The organism is Vallitalea pronyensis, assembly GCF_018141445.1.
Classification (GTDB): domain Bacteria; phylum Bacillota; class Clostridia; order Lachnospirales; family Vallitaleaceae; genus Vallitalea; species Vallitalea pronyensis.
This window is the reverse complement of record NZ_CP058649.1, coordinates 3,079,926-3,104,987: the sequence shown is the minus strand read 5'-3', so window position 1 is coordinate 3,104,987 and position 25,062 is coordinate 3,079,926. Positions and strand designations below refer to the sequence as shown.

Annotated in this window: 21 protein-coding genes and 2 riboswitches; of the genes, 2 read left to right on the top strand and 19 right to left on the bottom strand. The window is 36.9% G+C overall.

Going from position 1 to position 25,062, the window contains the following annotated elements:
• The first annotated feature begins 124 nt into the window (after positions 1–124).
• Entirely contained in the window at positions 125–838 is a 714-nt protein-coding gene (locus tag HZI73_RS12945; protein WP_212698636.1) for a response regulator transcription factor, read from the top strand.
• Positions 825–2,204 carry a HAMP domain-containing sensor histidine kinase gene (locus HZI73_RS12940; RefSeq protein ID WP_212698635.1) on the top strand — a complete coding sequence of 460 codons (1,380 nt, stop codon included), beginning with the start codon at positions 825–827 and terminating at the stop codon, positions 2,202–2,204. Before HZI73_RS12945 ends, HZI73_RS12940 begins: the two co-directional genes overlap by 14 nt.
• A 78-nt stretch (positions 2,205–2,282) precedes the next feature.
• Here HZI73_RS12940 and ald read toward each other — a convergent pair whose 3' ends face one another.
• From ald to HZI73_RS12845, 19 genes are all read right to left on the bottom strand, one after another.
• Positions 2,283–3,401, bottom strand: a complete 1,119-nt coding sequence (gene ald, locus HZI73_RS12935) for an alanine dehydrogenase (RefSeq protein WP_212698634.1) — start codon at positions 3,399–3,401, stop codon at positions 2,283–2,285.
• Positions 3,402–3,511: 110 nt separating this feature from the next.
• The gene (locus HZI73_RS12930) at positions 3,512–3,970 is read right to left on the bottom strand and encodes an Lrp/AsnC family transcriptional regulator (protein WP_212698633.1); all 459 of its coding nucleotides are present in this window, start codon (positions 3,968–3,970) and stop codon (positions 3,512–3,514) included.
• Positions 3,971–4,534: 564 nt separating this feature from the next.
• Positions 4,535–5,929, bottom strand: a complete 1,395-nt coding sequence (gene lpdA, locus HZI73_RS12925; protein WP_212698632.1) for a dihydrolipoyl dehydrogenase — start codon at positions 5,927–5,929, stop codon at positions 4,535–4,537.
• Positions 5,930–6,026: 97 nt separating this feature from the next.
• The gene (gene gcvPB / locus HZI73_RS12920) at positions 6,027–7,484 is read right to left on the bottom strand and encodes an aminomethyl-transferring glycine dehydrogenase subunit GcvPB (RefSeq protein WP_330619744.1); all 1,458 of its coding nucleotides are present in this window, start codon (positions 7,482–7,484) and stop codon (positions 6,027–6,029) included.
• The gene (gene gcvPA / locus HZI73_RS12915; RefSeq protein WP_212698631.1) at positions 7,468–8,823 is read right to left on the bottom strand and encodes an aminomethyl-transferring glycine dehydrogenase subunit GcvPA; all 1,356 of its coding nucleotides are present in this window, start codon (positions 8,821–8,823) and stop codon (positions 7,468–7,470) included. The genes gcvPB and gcvPA overlap by 17 nt, the downstream gene beginning before the upstream one ends.
• A gap of 33 nt (positions 8,824–8,856) precedes the next feature.
• The gene (gcvH, locus tag HZI73_RS12910) at positions 8,857–9,237 is read right to left on the bottom strand and encodes a glycine cleavage system protein GcvH (RefSeq protein ID WP_212698630.1); all 381 of its coding nucleotides are present in this window, start codon (positions 9,235–9,237) and stop codon (positions 8,857–8,859) included.
• Positions 9,238–9,291: 54 nt separating this feature from the next.
• Positions 9,292–10,398, bottom strand: coding sequence for a glycine cleavage system aminomethyltransferase GcvT (gene gcvT, locus HZI73_RS12905; RefSeq protein ID WP_212698629.1), 1,107 nt, complete (start codon positions 10,396–10,398; stop codon positions 9,292–9,294).
• A gap of 87 nt (positions 10,399–10,485) precedes the next feature.
• Positions 10,486–10,609: riboswitch (glycine riboswitch) on the bottom strand.
• Positions 10,610–10,710, bottom strand: a riboswitch (glycine riboswitch). It lies immediately after the preceding riboswitch.
• Between the two features lie 194 nt (positions 10,711–10,904).
• A complete protein-coding gene (locus HZI73_RS12900) occupies positions 10,905–12,257 on the bottom strand; it encodes an amidohydrolase (protein ID WP_212698628.1) in 1,353 nt (450 codons plus the stop codon).
• Between the two features lie 39 nt (positions 12,258–12,296).
• Positions 12,297–14,012 (bottom strand): adenine deaminase C-terminal domain-containing protein, encoded by a 1,716-nt coding sequence (locus HZI73_RS12895; protein ID WP_212698627.1) that lies wholly within the window; start codon positions 14,010–14,012, stop codon positions 12,297–12,299.
• A gap of 96 nt (positions 14,013–14,108) precedes the next feature.
• Positions 14,109–15,173 carry an ABC transporter substrate-binding protein gene (locus HZI73_RS12890; protein ID WP_212698626.1) on the bottom strand — a complete coding sequence of 355 codons (1,065 nt, stop codon included), beginning with the start codon at positions 15,171–15,173 and terminating at the stop codon, positions 14,109–14,111.
• A gap of 132 nt (positions 15,174–15,305) precedes the next feature.
• Positions 15,306–16,358: an ABC transporter ATP-binding protein gene (locus HZI73_RS12885; protein ID WP_212698625.1), complete on the bottom strand. Its 1,053-nt coding sequence runs from the start codon at positions 16,356–16,358 to the stop codon at positions 15,306–15,308.
• A 16-nt stretch (positions 16,359–16,374) separates the two neighbouring features.
• The gene (locus HZI73_RS12880) at positions 16,375–17,157 is read right to left on the bottom strand and encodes an ABC transporter permease (protein WP_212698624.1); all 783 of its coding nucleotides are present in this window, start codon (positions 17,155–17,157) and stop codon (positions 16,375–16,377) included.
• Positions 17,158–17,985 (bottom strand): ABC transporter permease, encoded by an 828-nt coding sequence (locus HZI73_RS12875; protein WP_212698623.1) that lies wholly within the window; start codon positions 17,983–17,985, stop codon positions 17,158–17,160.
• Between the two features lie 24 nt (positions 17,986–18,009).
• A complete protein-coding gene (locus HZI73_RS12870; RefSeq protein ID WP_212698622.1) occupies positions 18,010–19,014 on the bottom strand; it encodes a LacI family DNA-binding transcriptional regulator in 1,005 nt (334 codons plus the stop codon).
• 224 nt (positions 19,015–19,238) lie between these two features.
• Positions 19,239–20,126 (bottom strand): SPL family radical SAM protein, encoded by an 888-nt coding sequence (locus HZI73_RS12865; protein ID WP_212698621.1) that lies wholly within the window; start codon positions 20,124–20,126, stop codon positions 19,239–19,241.
• 3 nt (positions 20,127–20,129) lie between these two features.
• Positions 20,130–20,894 (bottom strand): N-acetyltransferase, encoded by a 765-nt coding sequence (locus HZI73_RS12860; RefSeq protein ID WP_212698620.1) that lies wholly within the window; start codon positions 20,892–20,894, stop codon positions 20,130–20,132.
• Between the two features lie 192 nt (positions 20,895–21,086).
• Positions 21,087–22,430 (bottom strand): MATE family efflux transporter, encoded by a 1,344-nt coding sequence (locus HZI73_RS12855; protein ID WP_212698619.1) that lies wholly within the window; start codon positions 22,428–22,430, stop codon positions 21,087–21,089.
• Between the two features lie 86 nt (positions 22,431–22,516).
• Positions 22,517–23,299 carry a metallophosphoesterase gene (locus HZI73_RS12850; RefSeq protein ID WP_212698618.1) on the bottom strand — a complete coding sequence of 261 codons (783 nt, stop codon included), beginning with the start codon at positions 23,297–23,299 and terminating at the stop codon, positions 22,517–22,519.
• 222 nt (positions 23,300–23,521) lie between these two features.
• Positions 23,522–25,048: a hypothetical protein gene (locus tag HZI73_RS12845; protein WP_212698617.1), complete on the bottom strand. Its 1,527-nt coding sequence runs from the start codon at positions 25,046–25,048 to the stop codon at positions 23,522–23,524.
• Positions 25,049–25,062 lie beyond the last annotated feature (14 nt).

The following is a 25,062-nucleotide window of genomic DNA, read 5'->3' as shown; positions in this document are numbered from 1 at the left end:
TTATTTTGCTATTTCTATTAGGGTTAGGAAAGGGTATAATAAAGCATATTTTTCTTTTAGTAGATACGTCTGTATAAACGTTGCTACCATACATGGATTAAAATACGTTGAATGAGGTAATAAAATGGACACACAAACAATACTAATAGCAGAAGATGATTGTGATATTCGCCAGTTGCTAAAAATTCATATAGAACATGCTGGTTACAAAGTAATTGAAGCAAAAGATGGTGTTGAAGCCCTTGAATGGATACGCAATGAGGCCATTCACCTGTTGCTGTTGGATATCATGATGCCCCGTTGTAATGGATTTGATGTGATTAAAACCCTTAGAGGAAAATCCATCTACTTACCCATTATTGTGCTAACGGCTCGAGAAGAAGAAGATCATAAAATCCTTGGTTTACAGCTAGGTGCAGATGATTACATCTGTAAACCCTTTAGCTATCGTGAAGTATTAGGAAGAATTAATGGACAACTAAGACGATATGTTCACTACAATAACACTTATGATCATGAGTCCCATACAATCATTAAAAATGGTCCCATAGAAGTGGATACATCTAAGTTTACTGCTACCAAAAAGGGTATCCAACTGACGCTTAATCCAAAGGAAATGAAATTATTAGAAGTGTTTATTCATCATCTTGATCGGGTTTTTACGAAGAAGCAATTGTATGAAATGGTATGGGAAGATACGTATTATGGTGATGATAATACCATTATGGTACATATCAGTAAGCTACGGGAAAAAATTGAGGATAATCCCAAAAAACCTACATTTATTCAAACCATAAAGGGTATTGGTTATAGGATGGTATGTTATGATAAAACATAAAATTGTGAATAAAATAGAACGCCAGTTATTTGTTAATTACATAAAAATCTTCGTTATTGAAGCCATATTAGTTATTCTCTTACTCTACATAAGCAGTATCTTAGTCGATAAACATATTAACACGACACTGTATAATCCAGATAATATCCTTTTTCAAACCACTTCTGTTCATTTAGAAAACATACGTCAAGATACGTTGCCTAAACATGTATACATTGAACAGCTCTCAAATGATTATGTGGTATTGGATAGTGTTAACAGCCCTCATGCTATCGGTTATCGATACAGTAAAGAAGAACTTTTATCCTTTGATAGCTCTACCCATATTATTTTCTATGAAGATGATATGATGGATGGTGATATCTATAAGAGCGGTATGTATCTGATTAAGTCCCCCTGGGAAGATAAGCTTCTGGAGATTAACCGATATTATAACACCATTACCGTGTTAATCTTACTCCTATGCCTTATCATCACATTTGTCGTTTTATCCAAAACTACGGCTAAGGACTTTCTTATACCTATTAAAAAACTCTTAGTGGGATTTGAAGCGTTTCAGAAACATCACTATCACCATCGCATAAGCTTTGACTCAAGTAATGAATTAGACGCGTTAAAGGATGCCTTTAACCAAATGTCTGAAACTGTCTATCAAGAGATGGTTCTAAGGGAAAAAGCAGAAAAGAATAAAGAACAGCTTATACTGGATATAACCCATGACATAAAAACACCCTTAACCAGCATAACAGGCTACTGTGAGGTTCTGAAAAATGATGCCTTGGATATGGATACACGAAAAAAGTTTCTCAATATTATTATTGAAAACAGCAACCGGATTAATCATCTTATGCGGAGCCTTCATGAAGTGTCTTATGCAGACCAAGAAAATCTGGACCTTGAAGATATGGATCTGTCAGAAATGTTACGGGAATTATTAATTGATTTTATTCCTATGCTAGAAAATAATCACATGACTTACGTCTTTAACATACCTGAGGAAGCCCTCAATTGTCAAATAGATGGGATTAAACTTAGGCGAGCTATCGGTAACATTATCCATAACAGTATAAAATATAGTGGCCCCCATACCACTTTGACTGTGGATTTGATACAGCAAAACACTGCCCTGATTATCACCATAAAAGATAATGGAAAGGGCATGCAAAAACACCTGTTAAACACCGTTTTTGAACCATTTGTACGGGGTGACTTAGCGCGTGATTCCCATGCAGAAGGCAGTGGCATCGGGCTAACCATCGCTAAGAAATATATTGATATGCATCATGGTAGCATAGCCATTCATTCTGGTATAAACCAAGGATGTCAAGTTATCATAACGCTCCCTATGACTATAACTAACACGTGAGAAAAAAGAAGGAACTGTTTCCTCAAAGCATCATGATAGCCTATGCTTTGACGAATCAGCTCCTTCTTCTACTTGTATCTATTTTAATAAACTCTCAGGATCAAAATACGCAAGGTCCATAGCCGTTGCTACATTTTCATAAGTTACTTTACCATCAAATGTATTAAGTCCTAGTAATAAACGTTTGTCATCCAGTAAAGCTTCTTTTACACCTTTATTAGCCATATCTAATAAATAAGGTAATGTAACCCCTGTGAGGGCATAAGTTGATGTTCTTGGTACAGCTCCTGGCATATTCGCTACGCTATAGTGTATAACCCCATGCTTTTCATAGCAAGGATTGTCATGTGTTGTAATACGATCAATTGTCTCAATGGAACCACCTTGGTCAATGGCAACATCCACAATAACAGAACCTTTTTTCATTGTTTTCACTAAGTCTTCTGTGACAATCTTAGGTGCTTTTGCTCCTGGTACAAGAACAGCTCCAATTAATAAATCGGCTTTCTTAACCATTTCTGCAACATTATAATCATGACAGAATAACGTGTTAACTCTGCCACCAAACAAGTCATCCAACTCTGCAAGTCGACGAGCACTAATATCAAGAATCGTTACATTAGCTCCAAGTCCTACTGCCATCTTTGCTGCATTGGTTCCTACAATACCACCGCCAATAATAACAACTTCAGCAGGTAATACACCAGGTACGCCGCCTAATAATACGCCCATACCACCATTATATTTTTGAAGTAAATGTGCCCCAACTTGGGTTGACATTCTTCCAGCAACTTCGCTCATTGGGATAAGAAGTGGTAAAGCACCACTTGTCTCTTCAACTGTTTCATAAGCCACACCTGTAATTTTCTTACGAAGCAATGCTTTTGTAAGGGGCTCATTAGGTGCTAAATGAAGATACGTATAAAGTGTCTGACCATCTTTGAATAAATCATATTCACATGCTAGTGGCTCTTTTACTTTCACGATAATATCTGCTTTGTCAAAGACATCTGTATTTTTTTCTAAGATAACCCCACCAGCTTCAACATATTCTTTGTCTGTAATACCACTACCAAGCCCTGCTTTTGTTTCTACATACACGGTATGACCATTTTTCACAAGTGCACTGACACCTGCAGGTGTTAATCCAACTCTGTTTTCATTGTTTTTAATTTCTTTTAACACACCAATAATCATATTTTTCTCCTCCTAATTAATCACTTTCTTTATATATAGCGGCGGCGTTAGCCTCCATGTTTATGTAATACAGTTAATGTAATCTTCCTTTATTAACTGTTTACAACCTTTTATTCTTCCTCAATGGAAGGAACAACAGAATGGGCATTTTTAACCGTTGAAAGGACCACATTGGTCTTTGTCTTTTTGATACCATTAATGGCTTTTATCTGATTTAATAACCGTTCCAAAGTGAAGGTATCTTTGGTCACTATTTTTAACGAATAGTCATACTCACCTGCTATGTACAAACAATCCAATATCTCATCATTTTCTTTCACAAAATCTGTAAAAGCATCTGTGTATTGTGGACGATCGATGGCAATGAACATAATAGCCGTTAATTTTCGATGGAGTACATTTGGATTAATAATGGCTGTATACTGTTCAATGATGCCTGTAGATTCCAATTTTTTTAACCGGTCACTGACAGCAGATATGGATAAGTTTATCTGATGGCTGATTTCCGATACCGTTACACGAGCATTCTTTTGTAATAACCTTAAAATTTGAAGATCAATGGTATCCATAATTACCTCTCATCTATAAGATTTTTGTCGATTAATATATTTTCTTGGTTAGCGTATATTATCCGTAATTTTTTCGATATTATACCGTTCAAACAATAATTATTTTGGTTATAGAGGAATAATACTTTATGTTTTTTTGTTTATTTTCCTTATACTGTTAGTATATACGATACCCCTCTTTTTTTAAATATATTATAAGAATTTCAGTAATTATTTTTGTGTTTTGACCGTTTATGCATATTTTTTTTCCTATATGGCTGATTCTCTTAATTAAATAAAATGCAATAAATGAGGGATACAATCTGTTAGAATTTTAACAGATTGTATCCCTTCTCTACATGCTATTTGTGGACTTTCATCCACATACTATCTATAGGGGCTGTTTCAAAAAAAAATAACGTCAATATCGTAGGCAACTATAAGAGGTTAAGCGTAAAGCGCAGCCATGGACGGCGGAGTGCAGACCCTCTAAACACGGACGTTTAGGGGTCTGAAAAGCTTAACCTCTTATAGTTGCCAGAAACTTCTAGCCAACAAAATTGCTTTATGAGACAGCCCCTTCCATTATTTCTTTTTTGGCAGACTATGAATGCCCAAATCAAGAACATCTAATGCAGCCTCATGAATGGCTTCTGCCAAAGTTGGATGTGCATGGATGGTCTCTATCATATCTTCTATTTTCAAACCATTCTGAATGGCCAAGACCCCTTCATGAATAAGGTCAGAAGCATGGGGTCCTAATATATGCATACCCAAAACGTCATGGGTCTCTTCATGGGCAATAAGCTTAACGAAGCCTTCATCTTTACCCAGTGTCATGGCTTTTCCATTAGCAGAAAACATAAATTTTCCAACACGTACTGGAATATCCTGCTCTTTTGCTTCGTCTTCTGTTATACCTGCATAGGCGATTTCAGGAAAGACGAAGATACAACTGGGTACAACTTTTTCTTCTTTGTGAGCCATACCCATAATATGCTCAACCACATGTACACCCTGATGGGATGCTACATGGGCTAACATACTTTTACCATTAACATCACCAATGGCGTAAATACCTTTTACGCTGGTTTCATAATTTTCATTGACTTGAATACCCTTTTTAGTATAGGCTATACCTAAACCATCAAGCTCTAATCCTGCTAGATTAGCTCGACGTCCTGCGGCAACAAGGACTTTGTCTGCACTTAGGATATGTTCTTTACCCTTACACCTATAGTGTATGTCTAAGCCATCTGTTGTTTTGACAATCTTTTTAACTTCTGCTTGAGTGGTAATGGCGATACCGCTTTTCTTCGCCATGGATTTAAAACGTTTGGAAATAGCAGAATCTACTTGATTTAGTATTTGAGGCAAATATTCCAGCACAGAAACATCTGAACCAAAGCCATTGAATATACTGGCAAACTCCATACCAACAACACCACCGCCAATGATGGCCAGTTTTTCAGGTACTTCCTCAAAGGCAAGAATATCATTGGTGTTCCACACACCTTCTTCATCTATACCTTCAAGAGGCAGTGTATCCGGCAGAGAACCTGTTGCGATAATCAGGTGCTTACCTTCTATTTCTTCTATGGTGCCATCTTCTTTTTCCACAATGACGTGATGTGCATCTTTCATGATGCCTTTTCCTTTAATCACCTCTACATGATTGCTTTTTAAGAGCTGCTGTACACCACCTACTAGCTTATCCACAATGGTCTGTTTCCTCTCCTGCACTTGTTGTACATCCATTGCATAGGCTTCCACATGAATACCATAAGTGTTACTTTTATCTAAAGTACGTAAAATCTCTGCATGTTTGTATAGGGCCTTTGTAGGTATGCAACCCCAATTAAGACAGGTGCCACCTACACGGTCCATTTCAATAAGGCAAACACGAGCACCTAACTGTGCACCTCGAATAGCGGCCACATAACCTCCAGGGCCCCCACCAATAATGACAATGTCTCTCATCTTATCCACTCCTTCAACTAATCATAAAGGGGTTATCTTATCTAAGCAGACTGGATGCTATCGCCATACGATATGATAAGATACCCCTCTCTATTCTTTATCCTTGATAACGAAGTATGGGCTTTCTAGCCGCTGTTACTTCATCTAAACGCCTTACCGGCATATCACATGGCGCATTTTTCAAAGCTTCCGGATTGGTCGCTACTTCTTCTTTTATGGCTTTTAGAGCGTTTATAAAAGCATCTAGGTTTTCTTTACTCTCTGTTTCCGTCGGCTCAATCATAAGTGCCTGCTCAATAATCAATGGGAAGTAGATGGTTGGTGGATGAAAACCATAATCAATTAACCGTTTTGCAATATCCAGGGTTATAACATGTGCATCATTTTCTGGAAGTCCTGCTAACACAAATTCATGTTTACACACCTCATCAATGGGTAGAATATAATCATCTTTAAGGGCGTCTTTCATGTAATTTGCATTGAGCACTGCCAATTGACTGGCTTTCTTTAATCCTTCAGCTCCCATGGTTAAAATATACGTATAAGCACGTACCAGCACACCAAAGTTACCATAGAAATGTTTAACCGCTCCAATAGACAAATCACTGGCGTACTGTAAACGATAGTTATCGGCTTGTTTTTCAACCAACGGCATGGGTAAGTATGGTGCCAGATCCTCACGAACACCTACGGGTCCACTACCAGGTCCTCCCCCACCATGAGGTGTTGAGAACGTTTTATGTAGATTAAGGTGAACAATATCAAATCCCATATCACCTGGACGAGTAATACCTAGATTGGCATTCATATTGGCGCCATCATAATAGAGTAAACCACCTGCTTCATGTACAAGAGAAGCAATGGTCTTAATATCCTTTTCAAATAAACCCAAAGTATTGGGGTTGGTTAACATGAGCCCTGCCACATCGTCATCCAGTACAGCTTTTAATGCTTCAAGATCAATGGTGCCTTTATCATTGGATGCAATTTCTACTGACGTAAACCCTGCCATGGTAGCACTGGCTGGATTGGTTCCATGGGCTGAATCGGGTATAATAATTTTTTTTCTATGGGTGTCACCGTTTTTATTATGATAAGCTTTTACAATCATCAAGCCAGTAAGTTCCCCTTGGGAGCCTGCTGCTGGTTGAAGGGAAACCTTATGCATACCTGTTATTTCCTGTAACATGTCCTGTAGCTCATACATCATCTTAAGAGCACCTTGCACCGTTTGTTCCGGCTGCAATGGGTGTAAAGCCGTAAACCCAGGTAGTGATGCCATATCCTCATTTATCTTAGGATTATATTTCATGGTACATGAACCAAGTGGGTAAAAACCTGTATCCACACCAAAATTCTTGTTGGATAGTAATGTAAAATGCCGTACTACATCTACCTCGCTCACTTCTGGCAACATGGCATCTGTTTCACGTAACATATTCTTTGGAATGAGTTCTGATGCAGATATAGTTGGTACATCACAATCTGGAAGGTCATAGCTTTTTCTTCCTTCTTTGGATAATTCAAATATGAGTTTGTTATACCCTTTCATCATTCATCTCCTCCAATACATGAGCCAGCTGATCAATCTGTTGCTTCGTCCGCTTTTCTGTTACACATAGAAGCATGGACTGTTTATAGGTGTCATATGCTTTATCCAGTTCATATCCACCTAGGACACCTACTTGTAACAAGGTATCATTCACCTTTGCAATTTCTGTATCACTGGTGACAACAAATTCTTTGAAGAATGGCTGGTCAAATTGTAACTTGTAACCATCCAGTGCTGTAATTTTTTTTGCGGCATAGTGTGCTTTTTGTAAACAAAGATTGGCCACTTCTTTTAATCCTTCTTTGCCAAGTGTGGTTAAGTATATAGCTGCGGCAAGGGCATTAAGGGCTTGGTTAGATGTAATATTGGATGTGGCTTTTTCTCTTCTAATATGCTGCTCTCTTGCCTGTAGCGTTAGGACGAAACCACGTTTACCTTCTATATCTTCTGTTTCTCCAACGATTCTGCCTGGAAGCTTACGCATAAGCTTCTTGGTACAAGCGATGAATCCAAGATAAGGTCCACCATAATTCAGCGGATTACCTAACCCCTGTCCTTCGCCAACAACAATATCAGCACCGCAATCCCCTGGCGATTTTAATATAGCCAGTGAAATAGGGTCCACATGCAGCATGAGCAAACCTTTTACATCATGGGTTATGGTCTCTACTTCGGTGACATCTTCAATAATACCAAAAAAGTTAGGACTCTGAATGATGACACCAGCTACTTCTTTATTCATTTTTGTGCGTAAATCTTGGATATCTGTCACACCATGGGCCTCTTCAATCTCAATGAGCTCAATGTCTTTATAGGCCATATAGGTTTTAAGGACTTTGCGTACTTGTGGGTTAACTGTTTTGGAAACAGCTATCTTATCTCTTCTGGTAGATGCGCAGGCCATAAATGCACCTTCAGCCGCAGCTGTTGCACCATCATATAGGGATGCATTGGACACGTCCATGCCTGTTAATTCACACATCATGGATTGGTATTCAAAGATAACCTGCAACGTACCTTGGCTAATCTCAGGTTGATAGGGCGTATAAGCCGTATAAAATTCTGACCTGGATGTGAGATGATGGATGATACTCGGAATGTAATGATCGTAAGCACCGGCTCCTAGAAAACACACCAAATCCTCAACACCCAGATTACGTCCTGATAGTTCCTTCATTTTCTTAGACACTTCTAGCTCACTCATAGGACTGTGTAATTGTAAGCGTTTATTTAATCGAATGCTTTCCGGTATATCTTCAAATAAATCTTCCAAGCAGTTGACACCAATGGTTGAAAGCATACTAGCTATATCTTCTTTCGTATGTGGTAAATAAGATTGCATCCCATACCCCTCCTTTAACATATTTAATCGTCATTATAAAGACTCACAATAAGCGCCATATGCCTCTGCATCCATTAAATTATCTAACTCTGTCATATCCTCTAACTCTATTTTACAAATATAGTGGGCATAAGGGTCTTCATTAATCAGTTCGGGTTCATCTTCTAATACCTCATTAACTTCTGTAACTGTACCACTTGCAGGCATATAGATATCCGATGCTGCTTTTACAGATTCTACAACGCTAAAAGCATCTTCTTGTGCAAATGAATCATCTGCCTCTGGCAGTTCTACAAATACAATCTGTCCCATGGCATCTTGAGCATAATCTGACACACCAACCCATCCTTCGTTACCTTCTACTCTAATCCATTCATGATTCTTGGTGTAATAGCAATTATCCATAATCTTCATTGTTCATTCCTCCTATAACATGTAAACGTTTTATTATTATTGTAGTATTCCTTGTTACTTAGCGTAATTTTTCTTATAGAACTTCTTGCTGACAACCTTTGCTGGCACTTGTTTTTTTCTAATCTGAACCACCACATCTGAACCTAGCTTCGTAAAAGGTTTATCTACAACAGCTAAGGCAATGGTTTTATCAAGTGAAGGTGACTTGTAACCTGTTGTGATTTCACCTATTTTCTCACCCGTTGGTGATAAGACTTCATACCCATGTCTGGCGATACCTTTTCCAAGGAGTTCAAGTCCTACCACTCTTCTTGTCAACCCTGTTTCTTTTTGATTAACGAGTACATCTTTGCCTACAAAGTCCGTATCCAGTTTAACAAAGTAGGATAATCCCGCTTCAAGGGGTGTAATATCCTTATGAATTTCATTACCATAGAGAGGTAATGCCACTTCAAAACGCAATGTATCGCGAGCACCAAGTCCAGCAGGCTGTAACCCTTCCTCTTGACCAGCTTCCATGAGTTTCTCCCATACATGGGCTATGTTTTCTAGGGTTGTGTAGATTTCAAAGCCATCTTCTCCTGTATAACCTGTACGGGATACAAGACACTTCTTACCATCAATCAACACATCCACTTTGAAAGTAAAGAATGTAATACTGCTTACATCGGTATCCGTAAGCTTTTGAAGAATCTTCTCGGCTTTTGGTCCTTGGAGAGCCACCTCTGCTATGGCATCACTGATGTTCTTCAACGTCACATCAAATGCTTCTCCTTGTTTTTTAATCCAAGCATAGTCTTTATCAATATTGCTGGCATTAATGACCAATAAGTATTTGGTTGAGGTGTATTTGTAGACCAATAGATCATCAACCACACCACCGTCTTCATAACACATCAGCGCATACATGACGCCACCTTCATCAATCTGTGTTATATCATTGGTAACAAGATGCTGTATGTAACCCTCTGCTTCTTCTCCTTCAACAGTAACTTCACCCATGTGGCTTACATCAAATATACCTGCATGGTGACGAACCGCTTGATGCTCATTGATAATGGAATCATAATACAAAGGCATCTCATATCCAGCAAAATCTACCATGTTGCCATTGTGCTTATGATGCACGTCATATAGAGCCGTTCTTTTTACTTCACCCATGTGCACATAACCTCCTCTTATTCTAAAATAATATAAAGCTCGTGAAAAATCATACAAAAAAGGATAAGGAGACACTCTGAACGAATGCCTTCTTATCCTGTATCTTTACCTGAGAGATTCTATCTTATACTCTATTTGCTGAAATTGTAACCCTTCAACTAATAGACGGATATTGCTCCTTCGGTGCTACTTGGTAGCTTTCCAGAATTCCTATCCCATAGCGATCCTTTTGCCTGAAAGATTCTATAAAAAGTTGGCTGCTTTTTATATTGCTTCTTCGGCTCCACTTCTGGTATCTCTCGCTATTTTCATTTAGGTTTTCTATTCAATTGTAAAGTATCCTATACTTAAGGATATGACCATAAGCTTATCCATGATACCCCTCTTATTTATAGTTTCATATTAAAGGATAATGCCATATATTGCAAGTGTTTTTTATTCTAATTTAATCTATTTTTACCTTATATGAATCATCATGATAAATATAAGCCCTTTTATCGTCATCATTAAAGCTTGTTCGCAGCTTTTTCAATTTTTTCTCTTACTCTTTTTAATTGTTCCATGATTGCCAGGGGTGTATTGGTGACTTCATCTATGGTTGTTGATGTGGCTACTTCCCTTTGAACCAATTGCTTATTTTTAACTAAAACCTTACCATCCACAATAACGGTATCCACATTACTTGGGTTGGCCGAATAAACCAATACGGAATAATAATCATAAATGGGCTGCATGTTGACAGAAGATGTTTCAACTAAAACTAAATCAGCTTTTTTTCCAACTTCAATAGAGCCTATATCTTTATCTAAGTTTAAGGCTCTAGCGCCCCCAATGGTAGCCATCTCCAGTATTTCACTGGCTGGAAATAGACGACGGTCATGATTGAATAATTTATGCACTTTTCCAACCAATGACATCTGGGTGACGATATCCAGGGTGTTTCCACTCATGGGTCCATCTGTTCCTAAACCAACCTTCATCCCTCTATGAAACATTTCCGTAATGGGGGCAACGCCTTTTGCTCCTTTTGAATTGGCACCAACATTATGAGCAATACCCACTTTTCTTTTTTCCAATATATCGATATCTTCCTCTGTTACCAATATACCATGAGCAACTAAAAACCTGTCACTCAGCACACCAATGCTATCCAAATACTTTACTGGTGTCATATGATGTTCTTCTATACATTGCTTATATTCATATTCCATTTCTGCAACGTGCATCATCATGGGTACATGATACTTATCTGATAATGCCGCAGCCATTTGCAAATGTTCCTTATCATTGGTATACAGTGCATGAGGTGCTACAGCCGGAATAATTAAGTCATCATCTTTCCATTTTTCTATAAACCATTTACTGTATGCCAATCCTCCATAAGGTTCTTCTGAATCTGGCGAGGGAAAATTCATGATGGTCTCTCCTAAAACCCCTCGAATGCCAAGTTCTTTCGCTGCTTTAGCCACTTCATCTTCATAAAAATACATGTCTGTAAATGTGGTAACACCACCTAAAAGCATTTCTAAGATACCATATTTTGCACCTAAATAAACCAACCCTTTATCCACCAGCATTTTTTCTAAGGGAAATAGATACCTTTTTAATCGATTGGGTACATCATCCCCAAGACTTCTAAAAACCACCATGGAAGTATGGGTATGGGTATTAATCATACCTGGTATAAGCATACCATTTTTGCCATCTATGATATGATCACATGGATATTGATCTAATAATTCTTCATTACCTATATCATGAATGATATGGTCGTCTAATACGACAACACCATTTTCAATGATATCTTTCTCTTTATTCATTGTAAGCACATTCACATTTTTTATCACCATGAAAGCCATATTGTTCTCTCCTATCACTTCTTCAATCAAATCCAAATCCTATTCTACAAACAAATGAACTATTTTTTGCTCGACAACATCGATTAATCCCTTATCGGATATTTTTAAACTTGGACTCACTGGAAGGGATAATGTACTAAATGACATGATATTGTTGTGATGCCTATATCCTAATCTTTCCATGCTATCTCTTACTTGCTTTAATTTCTTACCTAATATGTCTATTCTTTCTTCTGATAGAATACCACCTACTGGCAGTTCTACACCAGCAATAACTTTTCCATTGTTTACGACACAATAACCTCCATGATGGTCTATAATCCAGTTGGCTGCTACGGACATGTCCTTTGTGTTCTTACCCATAATCATCAGATTATGATGGTCATGTGCATAGGTCGTGGCAATAGCTCCTTCCTTAATGATGCTTCCTGTTACCAGTCCAAATGACGTATGGCTTCCTTTATCATACCGCTCACATACAGTCATTAAACAATAGGGGCTTACCTGCCATTGTAATTTTCCTTTTTCTATGGCTAACGTATCATGCTCTTCTTTTGTAAAGGTCGTATTGGGCATCACCCGTATGATTCTACAGGTAACCTGACCATTTTCAATGGGAACAGGAACGTCAAAGTCTGCTTCAGCTAACTTATTCCGTTTTATACTGTGATAGAACTCTTCTGGAAATGTATGCTTTGTTTCTTTATATTGAACGTCACCGTTAAATACTAATGCACCATCTTTATAGACGCTGTCGATTTCAAAATTCTCAATAGCATTCAGTAAGATAAAATCTGCTATTTTACCCGGAGCTATGGCTCCTCTATCATTCAAAAGCATTCTTCTTGCAGGGGTATAGGTACTCACATAGATGGCCATTTCTTTTGGCATACCCATTTCTATTGCCTTTTTGACAAGATTGTTTAGATGTCCGTCCATGAGCTGATCCGCCATCACATCATCTGTCACAAGACAAAAGTGTTCATATAGCTCATTTTCCACAAGATAGTTTATGTTTTCTTCTGTCATTGACTTCTGTTGGATTTCTATAAACATACCATTTTTTATTTTCTCTTCTAATGATTCCGGGGTTTGTTGAGTATGATCTGCATCTACACCTTGATAAATATATTTGGCTAAGTCTACACCCGATATTTTAGGGCAATGCCCCTCAATTCTCAGATGTGGTTTTTCATTTTTTACCTTTTTAATGATTTGATTGATTAATGATGCTTTATCATGAATCAAATCCTTGAAGTTCATGACTTCTCCAAGACAGCATATTTGGTCATAGGCAAGAAGTTTCGGAACATCTTCTACCGTTATGTTGCCTCCAGTTGTTTCAAGTTGTTCCATTGTAGAAGGAACAGAACTGGGAATGCCATAGAACACATCTACCACATTGTCTGTAGTACAATCTATCATGGCAGTTATGCCTTCTATACCAAAAACATTGGCTATTTCATGAGGGTCAGCAACCACTGTAGTGACACCATGTGGTATAATTGCTTGAGAGAACTGAAAAGGAGTCGTCATGGAACTTTCAACATGCATGTGAATATCAACCAATCCAGGAATCATATACTTACCATGACCGTCAATGACTTCTTCGGCATGCCATTCATCCTGAACCTGTTGATCTGTTTTTCCAATGTATAAAAACTTGTTATCCCGTATAACCACATCACCATGAATAAATTTTTTAACATATGCATTATATACTTGAACGTTTTTTATGATTAACTTCACTTCCATACAATTCTCCACTTTCCTTATTAAGGCTATTTTAGAATAACGTACAACATCTATGGCAGATGGAACTGCACATAGATGTTGTTTATCCCTATCTTATTATTGATTTAAAGTCCTATTCCACCTATCAATCCATTGTGTTTTTATGGCATTAATAAATTCATGATCAACGGTGTTGGACTGATTAATCACATCGCCATAGGTTAAGTTTTCTGCTTCTTCCTCCGTTAATTCTACTTCTGTATTAATGGGTGATTCACCTAATGCTTTGGCAGTTCGTGTTTGTACTTCTGTACTTAAAGCATAATCAATAAACTTAAGTGCTAATTCTTTATTCTTAGAAGCTTTAACAATATTAATGGTATTGAAGTTAATGTATGCGCCTTCTTCTGGATTAACAAAAACCACATCAGGTGCCCCATCCTTAACTCTTCCATAGGCAAAATCAGCAGTAATAGCCACTGCAATTTCTTCATTAGCAAACATATTGGCTAAATCTGATGATTTTGAATAGGTTTTTACCAAGTTAGGTTTTAGCTCTTCTAATGCTACGAATGCCGCATCACCATTATCCGATGTAATATCAATAGCCTTATAGTTGGACGCAACATACATGGTTGATGGTCCAAAAGTTGTTGTAATCTCTGGTATAGATACTTTTCCTTTCAAATCAGCATGCCACAAATCATCCCATGATTGAATGTCAAAACCAACTTTATTAGGGTCATATGCAATAGCTGCACGGTTTAATGTGTAGGCTGGACCATAACCTGCTTCAATTAAATACGCTGCTTTTTCACCCACTTTATCACTGTTTGTCACTTTATCATAATCAATTTTTTCAAATAATCCTGCTTCAATACCTTCTTGAGCAAATGCTTCTGCTAAATAAATAAGATCGATATTGCTGTCGGGGTTACTCTTTAATTTAATTAATCTTTCTGAGTTATTCCCTGTTTCTAATATGATTTTTACATTATTTGCTTCTTCAAAAGGTGTAAATACATTTTCCCATAGCAGGTCTTCGCTGTAGCCCCATGTTGAAATGACTAACTCCGTTGGCGCTTGTTCTTGATCGCCTTCTTTTACCTCATCTGTTTTACTGCATCCTACAACACTTACTAATAATAACATGATTACAAGAATAATTGATAATTTTTTCATGATATCCCTCCTAATTTAATATGCCTATTATGTCTTAAATATCTATTGGAATACATGGTAGACGGTACTAATCCATTACCTCCACCATGTATTACAAACACCTTTACCTCTACTGGAGAACCCAAACATCTATTAAACTAAAATTAATTTATTGCTTGGTAAGTATAGTCTCACTTGATCCCCTTGATTGTATTTCTTGCTGTTACCAGCATTGGCTAATAGCGTACCCACTTCCGTTTGAATAGCGTATTGATATTCTTTCCCTAAATAGGTTCTTACTTCAACAACGCCATCTAACCTATTGGTTTCTAACGTCCTATCATCATCTAAGATTTGAATATCATCGGGTCTAATTGTTCCGATGACCTTCTCATCTATTTTAATATGCTCATGGTTAGCGTCATTAACAAATGTCACACCTGATGTTGACTGGTATCGATTATCTTCTTTTTTTGTTAGAGTAACAAAATTTTCAAATCCTACAAAACGTGCTACAAACTCACTGGCTGGATGTGCATATATTTTTTCAGGTGTATCATATTGTTCAATAATACCCCCATTCATGACCGCTACCTTGTCCGAAATGGAAAAGCATTCTTCCTGATCGTGGGTCACAAAAATTGTGGTAATGCCTAATTTTTGTTGTAGTTTTCTAATTTCCGCTCTCATTTTCAATCTTAATTTTGCATCTAAATTACTTAAGGGTTCATCTAACAAAAGTAATTTGGGTTGAACGACTAAAGCCCTTGCCAAGGCTACTCTTTGCCTTTGTCCTCCAGATAATTCCTTAGGGTAACGTGAGCTATAACCCTCCAAATCAACAACGTTTAATATGTCGTTCACAGCCTTTTTGATGTCTTTCTTATGCATTTTCTTCATCTTCAATCCAAAAGCAACATTATCAAATACACTTAAATGTGGAAACAATGCATAGCTTTGAAAAACCAAACCAAAATTTCTTTTATGAACAGGAATGGCTGTATAATCGTCTTGGTCAAATATGAACTGTCCACTTTTGGGTTGAATAAACCCTGCAATGACTCTCAACGTTGTCGTTTTTCCGCACCCGCTTGGCCCAAGCAAAGAAATCAATTCACCCTTTTGTATATCCATATTTAATTTATTTAGAATATCCACTTTGCCATCATAGGAAACCGTAATATCTTTTAAATTTATTAATGACATGTTATACCTCCATCTCTTATTTAGAAAAGTAGTTAAGCCCTAAGGTTCTCTCAACAATAAACATAATCCCAATTGTCATAAGCATCAATGTCACCGATAATGCTGAAATTGTAGGGTCATAATAATACTCCACATAACTCATCATTTTAATAGGCAGTGTGCTTACCCCCGGACCTGTCAAGAATATGGATATGGGCACATTGTTAAAGGAGTTGATAAAAGCCAGCATGAAAGCTGCAATAACCCCAGATGTTATATTGGGAAATACTACCAAAATAAACGTTTTCAATCGGCTTGCTCCCAGACTCACAGCAGCCTCCTCTATGGAATAATCAAAACCTTCTAAGCTTGAAGCAACAACTCGAATAATATAAGGTAAGATGACAATGGTATGACCGATTAATAAACTGGTGTAAATAGGTAATTTCCATTTGATAATCACAAAATTAAAAAGAGAAAAACCAAAAACAATCCCTGGTACAATGATTGAAGAGAAAAATATGTTTTTTATAAGACCCTTACCCTTATAATTAAATCGACTCATAGCATAAGCCGCAGGAACACCTATAATCAAGGCAATAATTGTGGCAATAACAGCTACTTGAATACTAATTTGAAAGGTTTTCATAAACATATCCGATGTGAAGATATTTGCAAACCATTTCATACTAAATCCCTTGACTGGAAAGGTAATCACGTCATCTGACCCAAAAGCTGTCATGATAATAATCACTATTGGGGCAAAAAGAAATAGGTAGACACAAATTGTAAAAAAGGTTAACCCTCTACTTCTTTTCATTTAAATTCCCCTTTCGTTTAATTTACCTGCTAATTTATTGATCACACCGATAACGGTTAACGTGGTAATAATCATGACGGTTGCCACCACTGAGGCACCTGTCCAATCCCCTAGTGTCATGGCCCTTTGGTAAACCAGGGTAGACAAGACAATATTTGTATTCCCACCTAACAGCTGAGGTGTTGTATATGCTGTAAAAGCACCTGTAAAAACAAGTACGCTTCCTACGATAAGTCCTGGAACACTAAGAGGAACAACCACTTTAAAAAAAGCGGTCAATCGGTTAGCCCCTAAGCTTTCAGCAGCTTCCAATAAATCATTTTCGATATTTTCCATTACACCCACTAAAGATACAACCATTAAGGGTAGAAATAAATAAACCGTACCGATGATAATGGCAAATTCCGTATAAAGGAGTTTTAAAGGGCTTCCTATAACATGAACATTCATTAATAGATTATTAATAACACCATTTTTCCCTAAAATGGTCATCCACGCAAAAGAACGTACCACGGAATTCGTTAACAAAGGGAAAACGGTACAAGCAATTAATACACCTCTTATACTTTTTTTACTTCTGGATATATAATAAGCAACAGGTATGCCCAAAATCATAGAAATAAGTGCCGTGATCAGTGCAATTTTAAGGGTTCTACTAAATATTTTTACATAATACCCATCTGTAAAAAAAGTAGTATATCGACTAAAAGTAAATCCTGAATCCCCAATAAATGTAGAGCCTATGGTATAGATGAGGGGAATGAATAAAAATAGGATGATGATCGTTAATCCAGGAACCAATAATGTATAAAACCATTTCTTTTTCATAACAATTCTCCTTCTAGCTTTTAATTAGTCTTTTACGTCAATGGCACCAGTAGAATCACGTATAATGAGTTTAGACCGTAGACTCACACTCTCACATGCTGAATTTGTTCCTGAAATATGTTTAATAATGGACTCTATTGCTAGCTGACTCATCCTCTTAATGGGATAAGATACCGTTGTCAGCTTAGGTGTAATGGATGAAGCCAAATCGATATCATCAAATCCAACAATTGACATATCTGTTGGTATCTTATAGCCAACGGCATTCAAATAGTTAAAGGCACCAATGGCCATTAAATCATTAGCCGCTACAATCCCAGTCATATGTCCATTGGATTGCATGAGTCCTTTTGTAGCGTTATACCCAGATTGCATTGTAAAATCACCATGTTTGACAATCGTCTCATCATAAGCCATTTTATATTTTTCTAAAGCTCTTTTGTAACCTTTATGACGGTTGATGGAAATTTCCATATTTTTTGTGCCCCCTATAAAAGCAATGTGTTTATGCCCTAATTGAATAAGGTGCTCCGTGGCTAAAAATGCGGCATGATCATTATTCACTACAATGGTGTCTATTTCCATATCTTGAATTTCACGGTCTAATACCACAATGGGAATGTTATTTCCTTTAACGCGGCTGATAACATCCAAAAAACGATAAGAGGATGTGTAAATAACCCCATCTACCCGACTACTAATAAGGTCCAATAGGAAATCGCCACCATCGTTCTTTAACCCACTTACGTTTATCAACAAGATGTTATACATCAACGTATTGGATATCTGACTTATTTCCTTTGTTAGTTTGGCAAAAAATGGGTTTTCAATGTCTGGGACAACAAGTGCTATGGTTCTTTTGGTGTTAGTTTTTCCGTCTCTTTTAAGGGGCCGATAGTCCAGTTCTTTTACTGCTTTTAATACTCTTTGCTTCACTTCACTGCTCACATAGCCTGTTTCATTAATGACGCGAGAGACTGTGGCCGTTGATGTTTTTGCTAATGCAGCTACCTCTTTAATATTATGCATCCTTTCACCTCTATCTCCTGTGTAACACTTTACATATTTTCATGTAAGGCGTTACATGAAATACAACAGAAAATGAATAACCTCTATATAACCACTAGAAGCGTATTCATTTACTTCACAAAACATTTCTATGTAACTTTGATTATTATAGTATACCATGTCGAATGATGAACGTCAATGTCATGTTATCTTCCCAATCTAACCACTTACACAGTCCCAAGGCATCAATCAAACAAAGTTAGTTGCTCCTGCCCTGCTTGTAAGCGGTAGTTCTTGATAATATCACTCATTTTATAATATAACCCATGTTCTTTACAGCTTGCTCGGAATTGTTCACCAAGTTCTTTGGCGTGTAAACTATGACATCTATAGTCATCCCTAAAATGCTGCATATAAAGCTGTTTAACGCCAGGAAAGGCTGTATCAAGCTGTTCATAGTAATAATAGCGCTGATTTTGTCTAAGGGTAACACCCAAGCCAGGGTATATGAATTTTACCCCAGCTTCACTGGCCCTTTTAACAATTCCTTCAATGTTGTCCCATGTATCATTAATAAAGGGTAAGATAGGCATGAGTAAAATACCAGTAAAAATCCCTGCATCTGCTAGAATCCTTAAAGTTTCAAACCTTTTTGATGATGCATCCACATAAGGTTCAATCTTGCGACTTAGCTGATCATCTACTGTGGTAATGGTCATCTTAATGCATACAGGTGAATGACCGTTAATGGATTTGATGATATCCATATCACGTTTTAGCAAAGAACTCTTAGTGGCTAAACCAAGGCCAAATCCATAGTGATCAATGTGTTTAAGAGCCTGCCTTGTTAATCGGTGCTCTTTTTCAAAAGGATTATAAGGGTCACTCATGGCTCCTGTACCTACTACACCCCATTTTTGTTTGGTACGAAGTTCCTTTTCAATGATGCTTGTTGCATCTTTTTTAGCTCGTACACGGTCAAAATCTTCAATGCCATAGCAATCGCTTCTTGAGTCACAATAAATACAGCCGTGACAACAACCTTTGTATATGTTCATGTTATAGTCATGACCAAACCAATATTCTGGATTTTTATTTCTTTGGATAATGGTTTTTGCTGGTATATAATCCATTGGTTATGCCTCACATAGTGTTTCTATTGTCTTGGTAAACTTTTTCTCAGCCATCAGTTCTTGTGTGATGAATTTACCTTTATAAAACAGGCTGTATATGGTAAATGGGGAGGGGTTATCCATTGCTTTTTCTTTACTGTCAAGTAAGATAGCTTCATAGGGTATATGATGCTCATCGGCTACCTTTTTTTGCAGATTTACATAATAAGACATGTAAGGACATTGATGTGAATAAAAGACTGTAAACCCTCCGTTATCCTGACATTCACCTTCTTTTACCGTATCTCTAAACACAGGTTTTTCCACATTCTCTTGTAATGGCATGTATAATAACTCAAAGTAAGGCTTCGTCTGATCACAAACCTCAAAACCCTGTTTCAAGAAAAATTTCTTATCCGACATGAAAGGTCGTTTTTTATCACTACATAGAACCACAATCCCTGCTTTATCTTGTTTCTTACAATCCTCTATACACCGTTTTAGAAGCTCTTTTCCATGACCGGACCCTTTATATTTACCAGATATCCAGAAACAATTAATCACCATATAATTATCTGCTTTAACAGGTAAATAAGCAATTTCTGATGGGCAATATTCCATAAATACTTTTCCTCGAACATTGAGCTTATTGAATGTATATCCCTTGTCCAGTTGCTCTTTTAACCAAGCTTTTTTAGCTGCGTAGCCTTCTACAGATTTTTTATCCGATATGGCACAACATATATGTTCATCATCAATATTGTCTTTAGTAATTGTAACGTATTCCATAGGATAACACCTCCAATGTGTTTGTTTATTATATAGTATACCACTTTTAATATGACAGCTGCATGTCATATTTTACAAGTAAATGGTTGATTAAGGAAAAGCCAAGAATCACAGGTATACGTAAGATTCTTGACTTTTTTAGTCCTAACAGAGTGTATATAAAAGATTATTTTGAAAAAAACGCTTCGTCAATTAATATTTAAAGGCCATCATGCTATGGTGATAACGTCTATAGTGTCGTACACTTAATACAATGTAAGTCACACACAATCCCATATACACACCTAGCATTCCCCAATTTATAAGATTGCTTAGGGTATATATGAGTAGTATGCCTAATATATTAATGACCATACCATTGAGAAATACCCACTTTTCCTGACCTATACCTTGCAGGCTGTACTTATAGATTGTATTAGGAATTGTACAAATATAAGTGATAATTGCCATGAGTAGATAATTGATACCATGGGTAATCAGGTCTGTATCATTTGTAAGACCATGAGCTAGTGGATATTTAAATATCCATATGCCTATACCAAGGCTTAGACACCATCGTAAAGCTAGACGTAAAGCACATCTTGGAATATGCATTATTTTACTGTAATCTCTTTTTCCGCGGTGTTCACTGACAAATGTTAATGATGTAGAAGCGTATGCATACATGGGCATAAGAAGTATGTTCATCATGCCCAATAAAAAAGTATAGATAGATACTTCAAGGACGCCTATACGGGATAAAATAGCATTAATACATACAACTAGAATAGTTGATTCAAGAACCTCTTGACCCATAAGGGGGAATGAATCATTTATAAGCACTCTTCCTACTGCAACAAATTTTTTGATAGACAATATACCATAGGATACGAATTGATGCCTCTGTACAATCATGACATAAATAATCAAATTCAATGTTAAAGCAATCACAGAACCTATACCAGCCCCCTTAACCCCCATTGGTTCTATACCAAACTTACCAAAGATTAAGATATAGTTTAATATCACATTCGTTATGGTAGCTGTTATATTTCCTATGAATAGGTACCTGGTTTTATTAAGAATCTTAAACAAAGCTGAATGCATGAATAGCAGCATATTCAAACCAACTGACAGACTGAATACATGCAAATAATTAACAGATTCCTTCAGAATATTTCCTTTCAAACCATACCCATACTGTAACAAAGGTGTTCCAAAATATAGGCAAACAACCCAAAACGCTAGACCAATTATCCATGCAAGATAAGAACCCGTTAAAAAAATATCTCGCAATCCACATGGATTGCCTTGCCCTTTACATCTAGCACCAGCAATATTAAAGGCGATTGAAATTGCACCTAATACACCTGTTATACTATTAATGGTGGAACTTATTAACCCAACTGCTCCAAAGGCTTCCAATGATATTCGCCCGATCATAGCCATATCAATAAGACCTATAAGCATCCCAATAACCGAATTAAAGAGCATGGGTATTGCCATCTGATTAATTTCCCTAACCATTAATGTATCTATTTTTATGAAGTTTTTCATTTTTGTCTCCCTTCTTTTTTAGCTCATTAAAAAAGAAGGGATGTTACAGGCGCATAATACATGTTGAAGCCTCCTTTGATGTTTAACTATTGTATATCATACACTCTTATTTCCGGTTGACTATTTATTCTGAGGGGTATCCTGGATGTTCCAAGTCCCCGATTAATGGTAAACAACATGGTGCTATTTAACCGTTTATCTCCAATGTGATAATGACCATATGGAAATTTCACGTGCTTACCTAGATTAATTTGTTTTCCATGGGTGTGACCCACTAATAAATGATTAAAGCCAATACCATGTTTTCGTATATAATGCATAATATAGGGTGAATGGGCTAACACAATACGATACATGGACGTTTGTTTATGAATATGAAAAGCTTCATTACCATATTGTGACTGATCAAACCCATAGATTTGAACTTCCTTATTCCCATGATGATACACCATGGGTTCATTCATGAGCAAATGAATGTGCTTGTATTTTTTTACTTCATCTAAAATCATGTCAAAGTTAATGATTTCTTTTTTAAAAGGATTGTTAACAAAGTTCTTATACTCATAATTTCCTAATACCATATAGATTGGACTTTTTATAGTACCTAACGCTTTAAATACCCTTGGGTATTGACGTATGTTATTGGCTAAATCTCCTGTAACCAAAACAAAATTAGGGTTAATTTTGTTAATTTTATGGGCTAATTGTCCATTGGTAAATTTGATCTTACCATGGATATCTGTAATATGCACATAGCTTAGACCACTTATCCTCTTATCTTTTATGACTTGCTTATTTATTGTAACACGGTTGGTTGAAAACTGATACATTCTCCATATGACGAACACAAAACTTATAATCCAATACATGACTCATTTGCCCCTTATCTTCATACATTTATCCCATTTATTATCTATAGTATGTACATGTCTCATTATACTATATACTTAATAAGTCATCATGACAATACTTATGTATATAATCTTGTTTGAAACGAAATTAGTTGGATGGTTTATGGCTATACAGATTGGACTTAGTTAATGCATGCATTAACTAAGTCCAATCTTATGTTTACTATGATACTCTATACATTAATTCAACCCAGAAAAGTATTCTTTTACAACTTCCTGCATACCTTTAGGTATGTCGGAGCTGTTCATGGTTTCATAGGCTTTGCTTTCATATTCACCAATAATTCGATCATAAGGTATTTTTTCACCGGCTATGGATACACCTTCACGGACCAATTGCAAATCTGAATCTTTGTCACCTCGTTGACCATTTACTTGTTCGTCAGACGTTGTACCATCAACCCGTTGTCCATCCGTACCTTGATTAGCACTACCACTTCCCCGTCCACTTCCTATTCCAGAACCATTGCCATTACCGCCTTGCTGATTGCCATTTCCAGAACCGTTACTACCACTACCATTACCTGAGCCGTTTCCATTACCAGAATCGCTTCCGCTACCTGATCCACTACCATTGCCTGACCCATTATTGCCACCATTGTTTTGGCCACTATTGCTCGAACCGCTGTTACCTTCACTTGAACGATTCCCATTTGATGCACCAGGCTGTCCATCAGATGCATTGTTACCATTACTCAAAGCGTATTGACTGTTTCCTAACTGATTATTGGTAAGTTCCATATCACTGGCTAACTGATTAAGCGCATCAGATAACTGTTCCATGTCAATGCCTTCTAATTGCTCAGAGAGACTGCTCAATAATGCGTCATAATCCTCATCTGACATGTTGCTCATATCTTCCATAAGCTTGTTAATTTCCCTCTTTGCTAGATCGAAATCTTTATTTTCAAGAGCTTTACCAAGAGCTTCTGATTTCTGGTTAGCTAAAAGCTTTTCTGTGATATCCTTGAACCTTTTTTCTTTGGCTTGATCCTTTTTAAACTTCATGAGTTCTAGGTTTGCTTCTGCCCGCTTTTCCAATTCTTTTTCATTATCCGCATGGAGAATATCTTTGTTTAACTCCGATATGACTTTTTCCAAGTCTTTTTTTACTTCTTCTGTTAAGTACGTATCTTCTTTGATCTCTTTTTTAATCTTTTGAACGTCTTTTTGGATTTCCCTCTTAGCTATCTGTACTTTTTCTTTTTCTGCAACCCATGATTCGTGTTGGCTGGGAATCATCCATGTTATGATAAGTATGCCTAAGAGAGCTAATACCCTAGCCAAGCTTTTAACCGGAGGTAGGATAGGCATCATTGTCTTGGGTTCAATTTTACTAAGATGTGCATAAGCATCTTTTTTAATCAAGTCTCTATAGGGATGTGGGTATTGGCTTGACATGATTTCTATAGCTGTGATGGTTCTTTCCTTCAGACCAAAACCATCTATTGTCTTAGCTGTCTCCAACTCGCTTGGCAACCGTAAAAAGCTATAGATGAACCCTATTCCTAGACTTATTGCCAATAGAATACCCAATTTCGTATAGATGAACGTGATGGGTATGAAAAGACGCATCAACACCAATACAATCCCTATCATTAAGCCGCCACATAGCCCATATAGGCAATACTTGATTAACCTGCTTATGATCCATCGACGTCTTACACGGTGCACCATTTGTTTTATTTTTTTATCTATTTGCTCCATAAAATCATCTCCAT

Bases quoted from the DNA above. Each gene is read 5' to 3' on its own strand.
- HZI73_RS12945 (WP_212698636.1), top strand. From the start codon at position 125: ATGGACACACAAACAATACTAATAGCAGAAGATGATTGTGATATTCGC.
- HZI73_RS12940 (WP_212698635.1), top strand. From the start codon at position 825: ATGATAAAACATAAAATTGTGAATAAAATAGAACGCCAGTTATTTGTT.
- ald (WP_212698634.1), bottom strand. From the start codon at position 3,401: ATGATTATTGGTGTGTTAAAAGAAATTAAAAACAATGAAAACAGAGTT.
- HZI73_RS12930 (WP_212698633.1), bottom strand. From the start codon at position 3,970: ATGGATACCATTGATCTTCAAATTTTAAGGTTATTACAAAAGAATGCT.
- lpdA (WP_212698632.1), bottom strand. From the start codon at position 5,929: ATGAGAGACATTGTCATTATTGGTGGGGGCCCTGGAGGTTATGTGGCC.
- gcvPB (WP_330619744.1), bottom strand. From the start codon at position 7,484: ATGATGAAAGGGTATAACAAACTCATATTTGAATTATCCAAAGAAGGA.
- gcvPA (WP_212698631.1), bottom strand. From the start codon at position 8,823: ATGCAATCTTATTTACCACATACGAAAGAAGATATAGCTAGTATGCTT.
- gcvH (WP_212698630.1), bottom strand. From the start codon at position 9,237: ATGAAGATTATGGATAATTGCTATTACACCAAGAATCATGAATGGATT.
- gcvT (WP_212698629.1), bottom strand. From the start codon at position 10,398: ATGGGTGAAGTAAAAAGAACGGCTCTATATGACGTGCATCATAAGCAC.
- HZI73_RS12900 (WP_212698628.1), bottom strand. From the start codon at position 12,257: ATGGCTTTCATGGTGATAAAAAATGTGAATGTGCTTACAATGAATAAA.
- HZI73_RS12895 (WP_212698627.1), bottom strand. From the start codon at position 14,012: ATGGAAGTGAAGTTAATCATAAAAAACGTTCAAGTATATAATGCATAT.
- HZI73_RS12890 (WP_212698626.1), bottom strand. From the start codon at position 15,173: ATGAAAAAATTATCAATTATTCTTGTAATCATGTTATTATTAGTAAGT.
- HZI73_RS12885 (WP_212698625.1), bottom strand. From the start codon at position 16,358: ATGTCATTAATAAATTTAAAAGATATTACGGTTTCCTATGATGGCAAA.
- HZI73_RS12880 (WP_212698624.1), bottom strand. From the start codon at position 17,157: ATGAAAAGAAGTAGAGGGTTAACCTTTTTTACAATTTGTGTCTACCTA.
- HZI73_RS12875 (WP_212698623.1), bottom strand. From the start codon at position 17,985: ATGAAAAAGAAATGGTTTTATACATTATTGGTTCCTGGATTAACGATC.
- HZI73_RS12870 (WP_212698622.1), bottom strand. From the start codon at position 19,014: ATGCATAATATTAAAGAGGTAGCTGCATTAGCAAAAACATCAACGGCC.
- HZI73_RS12865 (WP_212698621.1), bottom strand. From the start codon at position 20,126: ATGGATTATATACCAGCAAAAACCATTATCCAAAGAAATAAAAATCCA.
- HZI73_RS12860 (WP_212698620.1), bottom strand. From the start codon at position 20,894: ATGGAATACGTTACAATTACTAAAGACAATATTGATGATGAACATATA.
- HZI73_RS12855 (WP_212698619.1), bottom strand. From the start codon at position 22,430: ATGAAAAACTTCATAAAAATAGATACATTAATGGTTAGGGAAATTAAT.
- HZI73_RS12850 (WP_212698618.1), bottom strand. From the start codon at position 23,299: ATGTATTGGATTATAAGTTTTGTGTTCGTCATATGGAGAATGTATCAG.
- HZI73_RS12845 (WP_212698617.1), bottom strand. From the start codon at position 25,048: ATGGAGCAAATAGATAAAAAAATAAAACAAATGGTGCACCGTGTAAGA.